Genomic DNA, 16,312 nt, shown 5'->3' on the forward strand with positions numbered 1-16,312 from the left:
TTAATACGCTGTTTTTCAGTCAATTAGAAATTTTTTCTATAAATAATCTAAAAAAACACCTTGAATTGGTCATTTCCAGAGCTACAGGGAAGTTACAAGTAATATAGACACAACATAAAGGAAACAATGACACGAGGAGAATTAGAATTTAGGAACAATTGGAATGAGTTCCAAAAAGGGAGAAAATGGGTTTACGCATCAGTCGCGATAATAGAAGACCTTGAATTAAGTGCTAATGCCAAAATACTATTTATGGTCATTAATTCCTATTGTACAAAGTATGGAATTTTTCACGCAACTAATGATACTCTCTCAAAAAAAGTAGGGTTAAAAAAAACCATGTTGAAAACATACCTCAAAGAGCTTAAGACGTGTGGTCTTATCACAATTAAACTTCGACCCGCATATAAATGGCCACGGCAAATCAGTATAAATTTTAATGGACTAACACAAAGATACCCGCTTGTTTTGACTCAAAATGTTGATATATCTACATATCCGAAAGCATTTTTGAGTTTATTTCCATTAGAAAAGCATCCTGAATATGAAATCTTAAAAGAGATTTACCAATGCAGATCAGCTGGTGGTAAATATTTGTATTACAGGCCAGAAAGTAAAAATAAACTTCATCAAACCCTTTAAAATCCCAATAACTCGCTGGAAATTAGCCATCATCAAACTTTTCGAATTATGAAAATTACCTGGAATATAAAAATTGTACTACGCACCGACAAGATAAAAAAAGACGGTAACATTCCGATTTATTTTAGTGTTCGCGTAGGCGATTTAACAACTCGTATCCCGACTGGAAAAACAGTCGAGTTGTCCAACTGGGACATCCAAAAAAGCTGCGTCAAGAAAAATAGTAAACACAATCAGCTACTATCAAAGTACCTCGGCGACCGAATGAGCGATTGGGAAACCTATATGATGGAATTGCAGACCATGAGCAAACCCATCACCTTGACAATAGCATCAGACTTTCTGAGAGGCAACAGCAAAATTACCCTGTTTAGTTTTTGGTCTGAACAAGTTGAGTTATGGCAAAATGACAAAGAGGAGAACACGCTAAAATCATACCGTTCGGTGCTAAACATGTTAAAGTCTTTCAACAGCAAACTGAACTTTGGTGACCTCAATCTGAATACTATTGAAAAGTTTGACTTATATATGGCTAAAGAAAAGGGTAATGCCATAGGTGGTCGTTTCGTAAAGCATAAATGTCTAAAATCGATTATCAATCGTGCTATAATGAATGGTCACATGAAAGAGAACCCCTACCGTTTCTTCAAGATTAAAGCATCAGCATCCCAAAGAGCGTTCCTGAGTATTGACGAAGTAAAAGTATTGATGACCTTAGAAATACCTGAGAAAGACTTGATGCTACAGAAAACAAGAGACTACTTTGTTTTCAGCTGTCTGACTGGCTTACGTTACAGCGATGTAATAAACCTAAAGTTCTGTAACATAAAAACCGATCCGGATGCTATTACCATTGAGATGACGAAAACGAAGAAACAAGTAATGATGCCGCTTGTACCACCAGCTAAGGCTATCATTGAGCATTATAACAAGCTCATTATCAAAACGCCATTAACAAGGGTATTTCCCTATGTCGATAATCAAGTACTCAACCGCAACTTAAAAGGGTTGATGAAGCTATCGGGAATCACAAAAAACTTAACCTTTCACGTAGCCAGGCATTCGTTCGCTTCATGTCATGTGCAGCTGGATACAAATATAATTCATTTGAAGGATTTGATGGGGCATGCTAAGATTACAGAAACCCAAATCTACACCAAGAGCCAAACAGCCGATTTGTTCGGGACTATGGATAAGATGAGTAAGATTTACGGATCGAGCCAAGTCATGTGATTCCATCGCCGGAATCCATGGGCAGATCAAATCATAAAGTAGTAAACAACCATGCTACACATCAGCATCCTAAACGAAAAGAATAACATGGAAAAAGTAAAAAAAGGCACTGAAAAGCTAATATCGACCCGAGAATACCATGCCTCGCCGCGTTTAACCCATGATTTTAAACTTGGGTTAAAGAAGAGGGTAAAAATATTTTTCATGAACCGCGACTTTGTTGAGTTTATGGAAAGTACATTGAAAAAACTACCTGCAAAAGATAAGATAGCTTGCCTTTATTACTTTATGAAGCTTGCAAAACAGACGATGCGCGTACCCGATGCTGAATGGCTTAAAGCAAATGAAGATTTATATCTTGAAAAGATGGCTGAGCTTAAGGATGAGCAAATTCATTTTGAACCTGTTAAATGGATAAAAGCGGAGTTAGAGTATCTTCAAAACACAACACCGCTATTAACTAAAGAGGATGTTGGGCGTGAGCTAAACATTTTGCAGGAAGCAAAACAAAGGCTGAGCAAGTCATGGTTGACCAAAGAAGAAGTTATGGAGCTATTCGATATAAGTGAAAGTACATTGGGTAGATGGGTATATGATGATGCTATGCCTTGTCGAAAGAGGGGTAAGTTCACCTATTGGTTTAAAGATGAAATAGACGAATGGATGAAAAAAGAAATTACTTAAAAATCGAACCTAAACCATACCAGTTTAGGTTTTTTTATGCCTTTTAAAGCCGACAGGGCAACTAAAGCTGGGTTGGCTGGGCAATGACTAATCGGAAGGATAAAATTGGCCTCTCAACAAATTTCAGCATTAATAACAGATTATATAAATCTCACAACCAATGACTAAGAAATACCAAACGCACCACGTTAAAGAACACAAAAAACAACAACATTGTCCTACATGCAACAGATATATTAAACACAATGAACGTTACCCGGATTATGTGTGTAACAAATGCATGGACGTAATTGCTGATAAAGCAGGAAGCCCTGTAATGTTTTATAATATTACCAACGATGGACATGGTTGTCAAGGTAAATATATTGAAGATGGCAAGCTTTATCGGAGTTCTCGCTGTTTCATCAAAGGTGTAAAATGTTTTGCTGGTGAGGCGTACTTCGGTGGTATTGTTATCAGGCCTCAGAAATAACGTAACCAATATCAGAGGGCAGCATTTCGTGGCATAAATTTTACCTATTACTTTACCGATGGTATTTATAAATGTAAGCTTCTTACAGAAATAATAAGTCCGGATAGGAATCGAACCTGAAAGTGAAGCATTTTATAAGGTTGATGGCAAGAATTCTTTTCGTTGCTTTCAATAGTAGACCATAATCTCTGTAATTAAAGTACTGAGAATTAATCTACACCTCAAGTTCGATGATTTTTAAAATTACGGAACTTGATAGCTTTACATGCTCTTAGTAGATTTATATGATGGTAAATAGTTGTTTATGTTATAGTGTTAAATATGTTTAATTAGGATAAAAAAAGCGGATCTTCCCCCCACTGGAAGCGGGCCAGGTCAGTCCGCTTAGTGGATTTGCTCTCAAAAAGTTGTAAGTCATCAATGATTATTATGCCTTCAGATCTTAGTAAGTTCTCTTGTTCAGGGATGTAATCTGTCAGTAATCCTCCGGCAGAATCAACAATGCGGTGTATGGGTATCGCATCATCTAAATAACTGGCTTTCTCTATATATTTGGGTATGGCGCGAATATAACTTTCGGCCACGCCCATTCCCTGACAAATCATTTTATAATTAACGACCCTACTCGGGGGTATTTGGCGCACAAAAAGTAAAAATCTTTCGTAAGGTGTCTCAGAAACTGGCGGGTATTTACCTGGTTCAATTTCTAACTCTTCCCCTACATGTATTTGCCCGCTATTAAGCACTACACCCAAAATTCCACGGCGGTTTAGCACCGCATTCATGCTGGGTACAGCATCTGCTATTCGTTTACAAGGCTCACAATAAAAAGTTAATCTAATCAAAGCGGTACCGATACTAACCATTGCGCCGGGAACGAATAGCGCAGAAGGGCAACCAGCGATGATAAGGTTTTCCCTTAAGCCGCCGTACCTGATCGATAATTCGTCCAGATCTTCTTGTCTGGTCAATAAAATCTGACGGGGGCTTATAGGGCAGGCATTTACATCGTTCACGATACCATACCCCTTCCTAAGCTCTAAATTGCGGCTAGCCACCATAGGTGCGCCTTTAACCGCTTTAAAAAATAAGTTGGTGATCGTGATCATACCGCAAATGACTTTAATGTGCGGATTAATGGATTGCTTACGCAAGGCTCCTGTGAATGGGCATAAAAGCTACAATTGCAATGCTCGCAAGTATGAATAAGATGTGGGTTTACCGCATCGTCAAAAGTGTCAAAATGATCAGTTTCACAGTTAGGGCATACCAGAGCATCTAAATATTTAGTGAGGAATGGCATGGCTTTTTGAACCATCAAGTGACGCATCATCTCAGGATCAAGTAATAAGCCGTCTATAATAAGCGTACCGAAGGTTTCGTCAACAGTCGGTAAGTCTGAGTTTTTTTGAAAACCATGGAAATGAATTCCACCTTCTTCAAACTTTGGTGAGGTCCATAATACGGCAGGATTCGAACCCCACATCTGCATACCACCTCTGAATGTTTTTCTTTTAACGTTTAAGCGGCGATCTACCGGATCAATTACGATGCGGTCTTGCAGAACGTCACCGCATACTTCTTTAAGCAACATTACGGAGTTGCTAATGCCCGGTTCTTTGTCTAAAAAGGCAGTACCGCAATGCTCGCAATGGTGTAGCGTGTGATAGGTTACTGCCAATATACCGATATCTGTATGAACCTTGTTACAGGATGGGCAAAGGAGGTATTTTAAATTCTTTTTTAAGATGGTACTGATATTATAGTTAGCAGTTGCGGTGCCGTCAATATCAAAATAAACTGACGAACTCTCTGCACTATCTATATGTATTCTTACAATATCGAATGTTTCATCGATCTGTTTGGGGCCGCCTATAGTCATCCGTGCATGGACATGGACACCATCATCTTCGTCTATCATTGCGCTTGAGTTGAATACAGCCGGTAACGCACCCCATATGGCAATTCCTCCCGGAAAGTCTTTTGGGACAAGGTCAAGCCTCTTTTTTTTAAACAGGTTGGTTGGTGAGTGCGTGTGTTCCTGGCTATGGGCCTGAAGCCCTTTGTCTAATAAATTTTCTTGCATTTTCATAACATTGGATTTTAGTTTCGTTCATGTTTAAATAAAGAAGTCAATTTTTTAAAGAGTCTGTTATACCAAGCCGTTTTAGCGGCTTGTTGTGGTTGGAATGCAGTATTCCTTGTTGCTTCAGCTATGGCGTGTGGACTGGATAGATACTTATTTAAGCCATCCCCCTGTCCAAGCATCGAGCCTGAAAATGAACAGTTAGGTTTACAATGGAAATTAAAATCACTATCGATATTACCGGAGTTGAAGTTGTATTCTTTAGGCCCGATATACTGTCCGTTAGGCTGTAACAGCAGGGAAAGTAGTTGCTGGATTTCCATGCTAGCCAGATTAAGGCTGAAGGCGTAAACATTTTCACCTCTGTGTACAAAATGATCTTTTGGCAGGTTGCTGATATAATGCTGGTCTTCTAACATGCCCGATTTTTCCAGAGCGACATCTTCCGGCGCGTACTGTCCCAGGCAGCAAAGGCATTGGCGTCCTGGTGCAGCGGTATGCGCTTTCCATCTCGCCTGCCCCAAGTTATCGCCTTTTTTGTTGGGGCTGCAATCAATCCCTCCATCAATAACAGGGATGTAATTGCCATAAGCAATAGCATTTAAGATAAAGCGCGGCCAAGGGCGGTCAACACATGAAAATAAAACATCGCTGTCTAAGGCCGCTAATAGACCTTCCTGTTCAGCAATGCTGTAAGGGATAACGTCAATTTTTAATTCATTTGGTGTCGCTGCTACGGAAAGCAAATAGTTTTTAATTGCTTCCACCTTTAGCTGACCGATCTGCCGAGTACCAATACCATTCAGGCGGTCCAGGTTTTTACGTTTTACAATATCAAAATCAATCAACACCAGGTGGCGTACACCGGTTTTTATGAGTGCTTCTGCAACTATAGACCCGACGCTACCTAAGCCCACAATCCCTACTTTTAACCGGCTTATGATTGCCTGTTTGCCAATACCCCAGGCAGAAATAGTGCGGGATATTGACTCGTCAAATTTGAGATCTGGAAAAAGGTTATCATTGATAGAAAGGTTAAGCACTTTGCCGACAACCCGTATAGACGGGCAATCCTTTTTATGGTATACTTTGGGAGCGACCTTTGGCCACCAACGCCCACTCCAAAAATGATCCCTGCTCAAAGTAAGTCCTACTAAGGGTAAGCCGGTAAGGGCTTTTACTCTCGGCGCTAAAGATTCTTCTGCAACAATATCATCATCGCTCATAGATTGCCAGCCATTGGTTAGATGGCTATGCATAAAACAAATGCCCGATTGCTTTTCCAGGGCAAGCTTACTTACCCGGTCAAAATATTGAGCGGTAAAACTTACGTTTCCATGTAGCACACGGTCGCCTTTCTCCGGCAATATGACCTCGGTTATAACCGCTGTCTGGCGTTTCTTGCCGCTTGAAAGCTGGTAAAGTGCAAAGCACAGGTCTTCCTGCCGGTCCTTACGGATCAGGTGTGCGTACATCGTTTGATGGTCGGATTCGTTAATGGCTACGCTATGCATTATTCAAAATCTAAAAGTGCTTTTAAAAAAGAAATATAGGTTCGTATGTGCTGGTCCGTACCGACCCAATCTTGGTATGGCCTGCTCCAATATTGAAAGTCCGGCGTTGGTACAAGCCTCGCGTGTATCCCATCAAAAGGTAGGGTATTACCACCTTGTATCGGTAACAGATGTGGTTTAATATAAGGACCGCTCGGCGGTATTGCTGGGAACTGAGGCGCGTTAACAGCAACCTCTATTTCCTGGCCCCTGAATCGGCCTACCGGCACTTTAAATTTTAAAGCCACAAAGCCACCGGGATATTGCGGGTGATCAGGGTATGAAATTGCTTCATACCCTAATTCCGTCAATTGTTCGATAATCAACTCGTGCCCAAGCTTCATGATACGGTTGTATTAGCTATTTTGCAGGTAACAAATTTGATTTTATCATGAAGCGCAATGATGTGCTCCTTATCATTTTTGTAAGTGATTTCCTGGTGCCCGATGATTTGTTTCAGATAATATTCCGTATCTTTGTAACCACCAAGCACCATGATTTCCACAGGTGTCATAAATACCTCGGCGAAAGGGTATTCTTCATCATCCAGTTCCAATACTGCCTCCGGATAAGGTTTAATTGTAAAGGTGGCTACAGGGTAAAGTTTTAGGTCAACTGTTTCTGTAAGCTCTACAGGTTCTGATTCTTTGGCATCGTGCGCAAGCAGTATCTCATAATCCAGGGAATGGTGAAGCCCGATCAATTTTAATAATTCATTACCGGTGATGTTTGGCTCATCATGCTCGAAATCACGGCCGTTAACGTTAATTTTATACCTTTGCTGGGTCATAGTTTAAATGGAAGTTGAATAGCCTTCCATAAACAGATGCTGAACAATCAAAGAAATTTGCCACCGGATGGAAAAAAAAAATAATTTATTAGCATTAAGTATAAAAAGGGGGGAGTAACTAATGAAAGAGATACTGTCTGGACAGGATTTATATGATCGGTTACAACTGGTAGACTGGAATGACTTGTTACCGAAATTGCATTATTATTCATTAAATAAGCTGGAACGTTACCCTGCCTTGGCGGATATGTATGATATTCCCGGACTCTCTGCGCAAATCGCAGATGAAGCCGTTAAGTTACTTTGGGAGGAAACGCGCAAGTGGAATATTAATTATTATCCAACGGCATCAGAGGTTTTAAAAGGAATTATTGACAGCTTGATTTACAATTATGTAAATTCAAAAACAGTTACCAGTACTGACGCGATGCCTGAAGATGATCGGGTTGTATATGAATACGGAACTAGCCCAAACCCTGAAGAGCTTTATATCGTAAATGAGACAGAAGCTGAAATTTTGGAAATATTAAAAACCGATGCAGATGCGGCTGAAGTTTTTGAGTGTTTAAGGGATGGTTTAAAGCCACGGGAGATTGCAAATGAACTTGAAGTGGACGTTAGAGAAATTTATAACATAATAAAGCGCCTCCAAAGGAAGTTAAAAGTATTTACAAACAGCAAAAATTAAAACTATGACAAATAAAGCAAAAGCATTAAGTACTGTGCTACAAGATGCGCTGATCGATATCAGCGATGATGATAGCCGGGAAAGCCGCGAGTTGCTTATTGAAGCCGGCATCGATAGCGACACAGTGGTGCAGTCATCAATATTAAAAATTGAGCAATTAAAACAGGCATTTGAATCTCGGCTTTCGGCTAAACGCAGCGAATCTGATCCGTTTAAAATACTTAGCTTAAAAGTAAAAGATTTTGTCGCACGCTCACCAGAACGCGCGAGCAATTTTTTAAACTCATATTTTCAGGAGCGTTCGGTACCATTCCGCTTTGCTACAACAACCGGTATTAGTAAAAAGACCTTTGACAAAGTTAAGGATAAAATCAACCTTGAAGATCTGTCAAATAAGCTTGATGACGAGGTTAATCGTTAATAATCAGGCATAAGTAAAACAATTATTTTTTTTTAATTGTATATATAATATAAAATAATTTTAATTTAGAGGGATAAAGTATGTGCGTTTTGTTGAAAAATATTACTTTTGCCGCCTGTAACTTAGACCCTTACAATATAAATGTTCAACAATTTAAATAATATGAATAAGCTTAGTTTTAGTGCATTTAACAAGCTTGGTTCTACCGTAGTTTCCGGTACTATAAAAGAAAACAAGGAAAACTTTGATCGTGTTATAGACGATATTAAGAAGAAACAAGCAGAAATATCAAAGCTGAAAGACGTAGACAATCAGCAATTGAATATCGTGATCAAGCTTTAATCCTGTGCGCGTACTACCCTTCGACGAACAATCCTTCGCTGAAGCATTATCCAATGAACATTCGACCGCCGAAGTAATTAGGCATAAAACGCATTTTGCTTATTTCCTAAAGTATTTAGGAGATAATGGTATCCGCGTTAAAACGATGGTTATTGAAGATGGTTATATCAGCAAGGATTATCTGCATGACTATGCAAGTTATTATGCTTTTTGCTTTGCAGGCTATGAAAAAATCTGCAAGCGTATACATTTTTTTTCTACCGAGTTTGACGAAATTGCACTTAAAGCAGCTTTGTTAAACCCGGCAGAAGAAGCTTTTTGGAATGGCTATAAAGGATTTATTGTAAGTAAACCATTGCCGATCACGGTCATCGGCTACACGGTATTATCAGTATATCCTGATATTCCGGAAGTACGAGAACAACGAATATTCTCGGCTTTGCGGGACTATAAAATTCATTTTTTCGGCAAAGAGCTGACTTTAAAATCCTTGGCTTTTCAAGAGCAAGACAGCGTAATCGCTGCATGCGCTACTACTGCGATTTGGAGCATGTTAAACAGAGCCTCTACGGATCATCATACTATTCTTAAAGTACCCAGCGAAATCACAAAGGGTGCTGGTTTATCGCAACAAGGAGGGCGATTATTTCCTAATAGCGGTTTGGAAATAAGGCAAATCTGTCGGGCAATTATCAATTGTGGTCTTGAACCTGAAGTTAATCAGGGAAACGTTATACCCGAGAGCGGGATTACGAAAGGAATAAAAGTCGTTGAAACATCCCGTATCAAGCAATTGATCTATGCTTACGAAAGAATTGGTATCCCCATCATTTTATGTATTCAAGTTCCACATAGAAACACCGAATATGGATTTCATGCAGTCGCCGTTGCTGGTTATAAAATGGCTGAAGACGCTGCTGTTGGTGTTTGGACAACGCCATTTGTGGCTGACCGAATGGAAAAATTCTATGTTCACGACGATCAGTTTGGGCCATTTGCGTGGGTTAAATTTTTAGAAAGCGATGGAATTGAAAGCCCATGGAGCACAAATGACGAAGCCATTCGGCCTACGTATGTTATAAATGCGGTAATTCCAGTATATCCGAAAATTCGAATTACTTATGAAAATATTCTTGATTTAGTGACTCCACTCGATGGCATTATCAAGGACGCTTTTGGTTTACAGCAAAATGATCCGCTGTATTGGGATATTAAACTCGACTTTAGTGAAAGCTTTAAGCGGTATGTAATGCAATCAAGTTTGGATGATGAAGATAAACTTGAATTGATTAAGAAGAGTATGCCTAAATATATTTGGGTGGTAACTTGTTATGTTGAAAATGCAAGATTTTTTGATTTTACGTTTGATGCAACAGGTGTTAATAATGCTATGCTTGGTTTAGAAATTATTCCTTTTGCCACCGATGACGTAACGTCACATTTTCACAAATATTTAAGCACCTGGGCAGATGGCTTGGCAGCAATATTTCAGACAGCGGGAGGTAGCAAGTATATCGAGCATTTCAGGACGCAATTGGAAACATGGAAGTAAATGAGCAGTTGCTATATTAAATATTAGATAAAGGTTGATATACCGTTTTCCGGTTACAACCAGGCCGGGCCACTTGAAATATCTGCTACGCAGGATACTTGCTGCTATCCCCAATGGGCCTTGTGCAACACGCCGGTTTATCAATTTAATGTGCTAAAGTTGCGTACATTTCTTTACTCGTCTGTTGGACCGCTCAGCAAGCGCCAAAATGAAAGGTATCCCTCACACAGCCTAATGCCACACTTCCGCAAGCTGCACCCAGGCATTTTCGCGAATGTCATTAACATTGCCCTTGCTTTTGCCGTTGATGACAGTTAAAGAAGGTGTAGATTTCAGGCTTTTAACCGCTAACCAGCAAGGCATGCTTCCAGCAGAGCTTGCTGCCCTTCCGATGCACATCCGAATTACTTCGGAAAAGTAGTTGAGAGCGGTACAATGTTATTTTAATTCTCAGTCCTCGCGAAAGGAAATCAAGCTTTAAGCCATTAAATCTCTTGCGAGCGTAACAATCACCCTCGGGAAAGGATAACGAACTACCCGACAGATATTCAAAAGCGACGCGTGATAAAACTAAAGCTGTTTCCTAAAAATCAGCTGGCATCAAATAAGTGAAACTCAGATAATGCTGACTATTCGGAATTGGCAGTCTTTGACGTGGAACAAATTGCAAACGTTGCAAAACCATCATAAAATTAATTCCCCTACTGAATTGAATCTTGAATGGGCAACAAATAGGTAAAATCCCATTGGCATGGAAACCGACTTGTCTACAAAGATTTGATGACCAATGAAGTTGAAACGCTGTAAAAAAGCCGCATTCTTTATTCTCGTCGGGACCACTATAAAGCCAGTAATTTTGAGAAATTACTGGCTTTTTTCGTCAAGGAAAAAAGTTGATAAGTAGTCTTTATCCGCCCTTTATGCTTTTATTAATAAATTATACCTTTTTCGGATGTATTAGTGGCTGGCAGCCATTGTAATTACCCTGATCACTACGCCTAATACCATGCCGGCCAAAGCAGCATAACACGCTGTGTTTGCTTTTTTAGGAGAGCGGCCTTTATTGCTAAAGTATATGATTATACCGGCTAATGGGATGCAGAAAGATAAAATGGTAAGTGGAACACCCAATTCTTCTTCGGGCTGCTGGTCGTTAAAAAAATCTGATTGATTGCCATTGTTGAAATCGTTGTTACTCATAATGATATTTAGGTTAAAATTAAATGTCCGATCCAGGTGCCAATATTTACAATAATTGCCATAAGCCCTACTCCTGCAATTATTCCTGTAACTAATCTTCTGGGGTTTGTACTTGGAAGCTGATACCACGCTTGCAGGCATCCATCGGCCACGGTAGGTAGTACAAGCAACAAGGCAATGAAGCTATTCAAATAAATTAATTCGAAATTGAAGAGAGGGAAAAACGAATAACCGATATATAGTCCGGTGCATCGCGCACAAACCGGAAATTGCCTTCCTTTCCAAAAAAAGGAACGCTCGGGCATTTTGTGGCAGCTGACCCAGGTAACCTTGCTTGTCATTGTTTCAGGAATAGGTATTCTAAATAATAAACAGGCACATCCTGTTTCCATCTAAATATAGAGACTAATTTTGAAACCCGGTATAAAAGCCGAAAATTTTAATCAACCAAAAAGGGAAGGGTCTGTTTAAATGCGATTATATATTGTTGTTTTTAGATCAATGCTTTTATTATTCTGTAAAGCCTGTTGACATGTGATACTTTTTTATCACTCGCCCTACATACTCACACCCACTGTTTTTAAAAAAATCATTATCATCCCAAAAACCTGCCTTTCTTTTTTAAAAAGTTAGCCCTAATTATGATTACTGTAAAAAATACATGTAAAAAACCTGTTATAATAAAAGGTTGCTTTTTAAAGAAATAAAGTATTAAAATAATTATTTCGTTTTAGTATTGGCAATTTTATCTTGATTTTGATATTTAATTCGCAAATCTGAAATGCCTCTTGTGCAAATTGTACACTATCCCTATTTTAGGATTAATCAATAGCACTAAACCAAATTTAAAAATAAACTTACTTTAATATTATTTTATCATCAGCAGAAACTGAGTTTTAAACAACCTTAAAAGAAATTAACCATTGTGTTAATGCTGTGTTTTCGGGTTATTGCCGCAAGGCTTATCTCACAATCAATCCGTTAACTGTTAGGCAATAGCAAATGTTAAATTACTTAAAGGGATAAATGAATTTCATATCCTGGGGGATATTGCCGCAAGGCTTATCTCACAATCAATCCCTCTAATGATCATGATCTTCGTTTAAAAAAGAAACTAAACTGTTATTGCCTACACAATAATCGGTATCGCATTTATTTTTTCGTAACTGTTACCCGGCTTTGTCCTACACTATAGCCAGTAACCTTGTATTTGTCTGAGGGTGTTTTACATACTTCGGCGGCAATGTCTCTACCATTGTTTAAAGTTGCGGAAAACAACAAAAAATCCTGGCGGTGTCTCTACCACTTCCGTAACCAAAATGGCTGTATTTCAGCTTTTTGGGCTGTGTTCTTAATCAAATATATTAACTAAATTAAATTAAAATCATGCTTAAAAATTTACTTCTCAAGGGGAGGTTTCTTGCTGCGCTATTGTGCCTCATGATAACCTCAGTGGTAGTGTCCGCCCAAACAAAGTACAAAGGGAAAGTTATCGGGAGCGATGACAAGCAGCCCGTTGTCGGAGCATCGGTTCGTCTCAAAGGTTCAACAAGCGGAGCCTTAACCGATGTAAACGGCGAATTTACTATCACAGCAAAAGCGGGTAATGTACTTACTATCTCCTACATCGGTTATCAAACTACCGATATTACCTTAGGCGCCGATGCCAATTTAAAGATCACACTTACCGCGGGCAATAATTCATTGAACGAGGTAGTAGTTACCGGTTACGGTTCTCAACGTAAAAAAGACCTTGTTGGCGCGGTAGCTGTGGTAGATGTGGCTGCGTTAACCAGGCAGCCTACTGCATCGGTTGAAAACCAGTTACAAGGCCAGGCCGCGGGTGTTACAGTTGTTGCTTCGGGGCAGCCGGGTGAAAATCCTTCAGTTAAAATTCGTGGTGCAAATACTTTCGGTAACAACCAACCATTATATGTGGTAGATGGTGTACCAACAACTAACGTAAGCGATATCAACCCTAACGATGTATCGAGCCTACAGGTACTGAAAGATGCGAGCTCGGCATCTATTTACGGTGCACGTGCTGCAAACGGCGTTATCGTGATCACTACTAAAAAAGGTAACGGTAAAACTACAGTAACATACGATGCTTATTATGGTACACAGGTGCCCAAAGGCGGCAACGTGTTTAACCTGCTTAACCCTACCGAAATGATGCAGTTAAGGAACCTGGCTATTAAAAATACCGCGGCCCTGAAAGGGACTGCTGCCAATTTGAATAGCAACCTTTACGGCCCTAACGGCGACGTACTGCCTGATTATATCAGCGCGGGCGGTGTAGGCCCGGCTGGCGTACATGACGGCGACCCGGCTGTTGATCCTGCTAAATACAGCGTAAATCCTTTTTATACTTCGGGCGACGCATCTGGCTTTTATCGTATAACCAGGGCTAATAAAGCAGGTACCGATTGGTATCATGAGATCTTTAAATCAGCTCCGATACAAAGCCACAACCTTTCAATGAGTGGAAGTACTGATGCTGCTACTTACTTGTTTTCAGTAAATTATTTTAATCAACAAGGTGCATTAACAAATACTTACAATAAGCGTTACACTGTTAGGGCTAACACAAGCTATAATATCAACAAGCATATCAGGATAGGTGAAAACTTATCATACTCGTTAACCGAAAACCCGCTGATCAATGAGAATGACGAGGGTTCGGCAATTGGTATGTCTTTCCGCGAGCAGCCAATTATTCCGGTGTATGATATTAAAGGCAACTATGCAGGTTCAAATACGGCTAACTTAGGTAACGCCCGTAACCCGGTTGCAATTGTTGATCGTACTAAAAACAACTACGGTGCGTTTAACAGGCTTTTTGGTAACGCTTTTGCCGAAGTTGACTTCCTGAAATATTTAGTATTGCGTACCCAGTTTGGTGGCGAGTATTATTCAGATTACAACCACAGCTTCACTTTTCCGGAGTACGAAAACTCTGAGAATAACTCAACAAACTCTTACGCAGAAAACTCATTTAACGGTTACAACTATACCTGGACCAATACTTTAACCTATCACCAAACAATCGGAAAACACGATATCAAATTATTGGCAGGTACTGAGGCATATAAAAACAGGTATCAATCGTTAGGTGCAACCAATACCGGTTACTTCACCTTCGATAAAGATTATACTACTATTTCAACAGGTACAGGTACTCCAACTGCTTACAGCACCCTTTCAAGAGATAAGATCTTTTCATTGCTTGCACGTTTGGATTACACCTTCGCCGATAAATACCTTTTAAATGCTACTATCCGTCGTGACGGTTCATCAAGGTTCAAATCTTTCCAATATGGCTGGTTCCCTGCTGTTAGTGCGGGCTGGCGCGTATCGCAGGAAGATTTCCTGAAAAGTGTTAGCTGGATCAATGATTTGAAGATCAGAGGTGGTTACGGTATTATGGGTAACCAGATCAACGTAGATCCTGCAAACGCGTTCACTACCTTCGGCAGTAACAAAACTAACTCATACTATGACATCAACGGTACATCAACAAGCACCGTTGCCGGTTTTGCTCAAAACCGTATTGGTAACCCTGATGCTAAATGGGAAAAAGATAAAAACTTTAACATCGGTTTTGATGGTTCATTCTTCGGCCAAAAATTGGATATCAGTGCCGATTACTACAAAAAGATCATTACCGATCTGTTATTTAACCCGGCATTGCCAGGTACTGCCGGTTCGGCTACTGCACCTTACAGCAACGTAGGTGCTATGGATAATACAGGTTTGGATATCACTATTGGTACACACACCTCATTTACCCGCGATTTTAAAATGAACGCGGCGTTAACATTCACTACCTACCATAACGTTATTAAACAAGTAACCCTTGGTCAAACTTATTTTGAGCAAAACTCTGGCCGTTTTAACGGTAGTGCCATTGTTAGGAATAGCGTTGGTGGCCCGGTTGGTGGTTTCTTCGGTTACAAAACTGCAGGTTTCTGGAATTCAAAAGCCGAAATTGATGCTGCAAACACCGCTGCAGGTGGTACTTACCAAAATGATGCAGCTGTTGGCCGCTTCAAATATGCCGACATAAACGGCGATGGCAAAGTAACTGCTGATGACCGTACTTTATTAGGTAATCCTAACCCTAAATTTACCGGTGGCTTAAACCTCGATTTCACTTACAAAAACTTTGAGTTGAATATGTTCTGGTACGGATCATATGGTAACAAGATCTGGAACGACGTTAGGTGGTGGACAGACTTTTATGCCAACTTTGCCGGTGCAAAAAGCAAAAACGCTTTATATAACTCATGGACTCCAACCAATACCAATGCGAAAGCTCCTATCCAGGAAATTGACGGATCGTTCAGTACCAACACAGTTCCTAACTCATTTTACGTAGAAAATGGTTCATACCTGCGTTTACGTAACCTGCAGATTGGTTACACTATCGATCCTAAAATTCTGAAATCGGTAGGTATTGACAGGTTAAAAGTGTACTTATCTGGTGCAAACCTTATTACCGTTACTAAATATTCGGGAGTTGATCCGGAGATTGTGGGTAGTGGTACTACCAGCAGCACTGGTAGCAGCACAAACTTTGGTGTTGATCGTGGTAACTACTCTCCAACCCGTACATATTTATTAGGTGTTCAAGTTAAATTTTAAAT

Annotated in this window: 16 protein-coding genes; 9 read left to right on the forward strand and 7 right to left on the reverse strand. The window is 39.9% G+C overall.

Annotated features, from left to right (window positions below):
- Positions 1-126: 126 nt before the first annotated feature.
- The 4 genes from AAFN85_RS18325 to AAFN85_RS18340 all read left to right on the forward strand — a co-directional run bounded on the left by AAFN85_RS18325 (position 127) and on the right by AAFN85_RS18340 (position 3,031).
- On the forward strand, positions 127-642 hold the full coding sequence (locus tag AAFN85_RS18325; protein ID WP_347529057.1) for a helix-turn-helix domain-containing protein: 516 nt from the start codon (positions 127-129) through the stop codon (positions 640-642).
- Between the two features lie 48 nt (positions 643-690).
- Positions 691-1,875, forward strand: a complete 1,185-nt coding sequence (locus AAFN85_RS18330) for a site-specific integrase (RefSeq protein WP_347529058.1) — start codon at positions 691-693, stop codon at positions 1,873-1,875.
- A gap of 87 nt (positions 1,876-1,962) precedes the next feature.
- Positions 1,963-2,559 carry a helix-turn-helix domain-containing protein gene (locus AAFN85_RS18335; protein ID WP_347529059.1) on the forward strand — a complete coding sequence of 199 codons (597 nt, stop codon included), beginning with the start codon at positions 1,963-1,965 and terminating at the stop codon, positions 2,557-2,559.
- 160 nt (positions 2,560-2,719) lie between these two features.
- Positions 2,720-3,031, forward strand: a complete 312-nt coding sequence (locus AAFN85_RS18340; RefSeq protein ID WP_347529060.1) for a hypothetical protein — start codon at positions 2,720-2,722, stop codon at positions 3,029-3,031.
- A 329-nt stretch (positions 3,032-3,360) separates the two neighbouring features.
- On the opposite strand, the gene AAFN85_RS18345 is transcribed toward AAFN85_RS18340, so the two are convergent.
- The 5 genes from AAFN85_RS18345 to AAFN85_RS18365 form a co-directional block, all read right to left on the reverse strand.
- Positions 3,361-4,140, reverse strand: a complete 780-nt coding sequence (locus AAFN85_RS18345; protein WP_347529061.1) for an MGMT family protein — start codon at positions 4,138-4,140, stop codon at positions 3,361-3,363.
- Positions 4,137-5,123 carry a hypothetical protein gene (locus AAFN85_RS18350; RefSeq protein ID WP_347529062.1) on the reverse strand — a complete coding sequence of 329 codons (987 nt, stop codon included), beginning with the start codon at positions 5,121-5,123 and terminating at the stop codon, positions 4,137-4,139. Before AAFN85_RS18350 ends, AAFN85_RS18345 begins: the two co-directional genes overlap by 4 nt.
- An 11-nt stretch (positions 5,124-5,134) precedes the next feature.
- Positions 5,135-6,484, reverse strand: coding sequence for a ThiF family adenylyltransferase (locus AAFN85_RS18355; RefSeq protein ID WP_347529063.1), 1,350 nt, complete (start codon positions 6,482-6,484; stop codon positions 5,135-5,137).
- A 146-nt stretch (positions 6,485-6,630) separates the two neighbouring features.
- Positions 6,631-7,014 (reverse strand): E2/UBC family protein, encoded by a 384-nt coding sequence (locus tag AAFN85_RS18360; protein WP_347529064.1) that lies wholly within the window; start codon positions 7,012-7,014, stop codon positions 6,631-6,633.
- Positions 7,011-7,460: a multiubiquitin domain-containing protein gene (locus AAFN85_RS18365; protein WP_347529065.1), complete on the reverse strand. Its 450-nt coding sequence runs from the start codon at positions 7,458-7,460 to the stop codon at positions 7,011-7,013. The genes AAFN85_RS18360 and AAFN85_RS18365 overlap by 4 nt, the downstream gene beginning before the upstream one ends.
- Positions 7,461-7,581: 121 nt before the next feature.
- On the opposite strand from AAFN85_RS18365, the gene AAFN85_RS18370 reads away from it, so the two are divergent.
- The 4 genes from AAFN85_RS18370 to AAFN85_RS18385 all read left to right on the forward strand — a co-directional run bounded on the left by AAFN85_RS18370 (position 7,582) and on the right by AAFN85_RS18385 (position 10,463).
- Entirely contained in the window at positions 7,582-8,148 is a 567-nt protein-coding gene (locus AAFN85_RS18370; protein ID WP_347529066.1) for a hypothetical protein, read from the forward strand.
- A 4-nt stretch (positions 8,149-8,152) separates the two neighbouring features.
- The gene (locus AAFN85_RS18375) at positions 8,153-8,569 is read left to right on the forward strand and encodes a hypothetical protein (RefSeq protein ID WP_347529067.1); all 417 of its coding nucleotides are present in this window, start codon (positions 8,153-8,155) and stop codon (positions 8,567-8,569) included.
- A gap of 162 nt (positions 8,570-8,731) precedes the next feature.
- Entirely contained in the window at positions 8,732-8,911 is a 180-nt protein-coding gene (locus AAFN85_RS18380) for a hypothetical protein (RefSeq protein ID WP_347529068.1), read from the forward strand.
- A gap of 4 nt (positions 8,912-8,915) precedes the next feature.
- Complete coding sequence (locus tag AAFN85_RS18385; protein ID WP_347529069.1) at positions 8,916-10,463, forward strand: hypothetical protein; 1,548 nt, start codon at positions 8,916-8,918, stop codon at positions 10,461-10,463.
- 957 nt (positions 10,464-11,420) lie between these two features.
- Here AAFN85_RS18385 and AAFN85_RS18390 read toward each other — a convergent pair.
- Both AAFN85_RS18390 and AAFN85_RS18395 read right to left on the reverse strand, forming a co-directional pair.
- Complete coding sequence (locus AAFN85_RS18390; RefSeq protein WP_347529070.1) at positions 11,421-11,663, reverse strand: hypothetical protein; 243 nt, start codon at positions 11,661-11,663, stop codon at positions 11,421-11,423.
- A gap of 8 nt (positions 11,664-11,671) precedes the next feature.
- Positions 11,672-12,004 carry a DUF2085 domain-containing protein gene (locus tag AAFN85_RS18395; RefSeq protein WP_347529071.1) on the reverse strand — a complete coding sequence of 111 codons (333 nt, stop codon included), beginning with the start codon at positions 12,002-12,004 and terminating at the stop codon, positions 11,672-11,674.
- A 1,099-nt stretch (positions 12,005-13,103) separates the two neighbouring features.
- On the opposite strand from AAFN85_RS18395, the gene AAFN85_RS18400 reads away from it, so the two are divergent.
- Positions 13,104-16,310, forward strand: coding sequence for a TonB-dependent receptor (locus AAFN85_RS18400; RefSeq protein ID WP_347529072.1), 3,207 nt, complete (start codon positions 13,104-13,106; stop codon positions 16,308-16,310).
- The last annotated feature ends 2 nt before the right edge of the window (positions 16,311-16,312 follow it).

It is taken from the genome of Mucilaginibacter sp. CAU 1740 (genome assembly GCF_039839285.1).
Taxonomy (GTDB): Bacteria; Bacteroidota; Bacteroidia; order Sphingobacteriales; family Sphingobacteriaceae; genus Mucilaginibacter.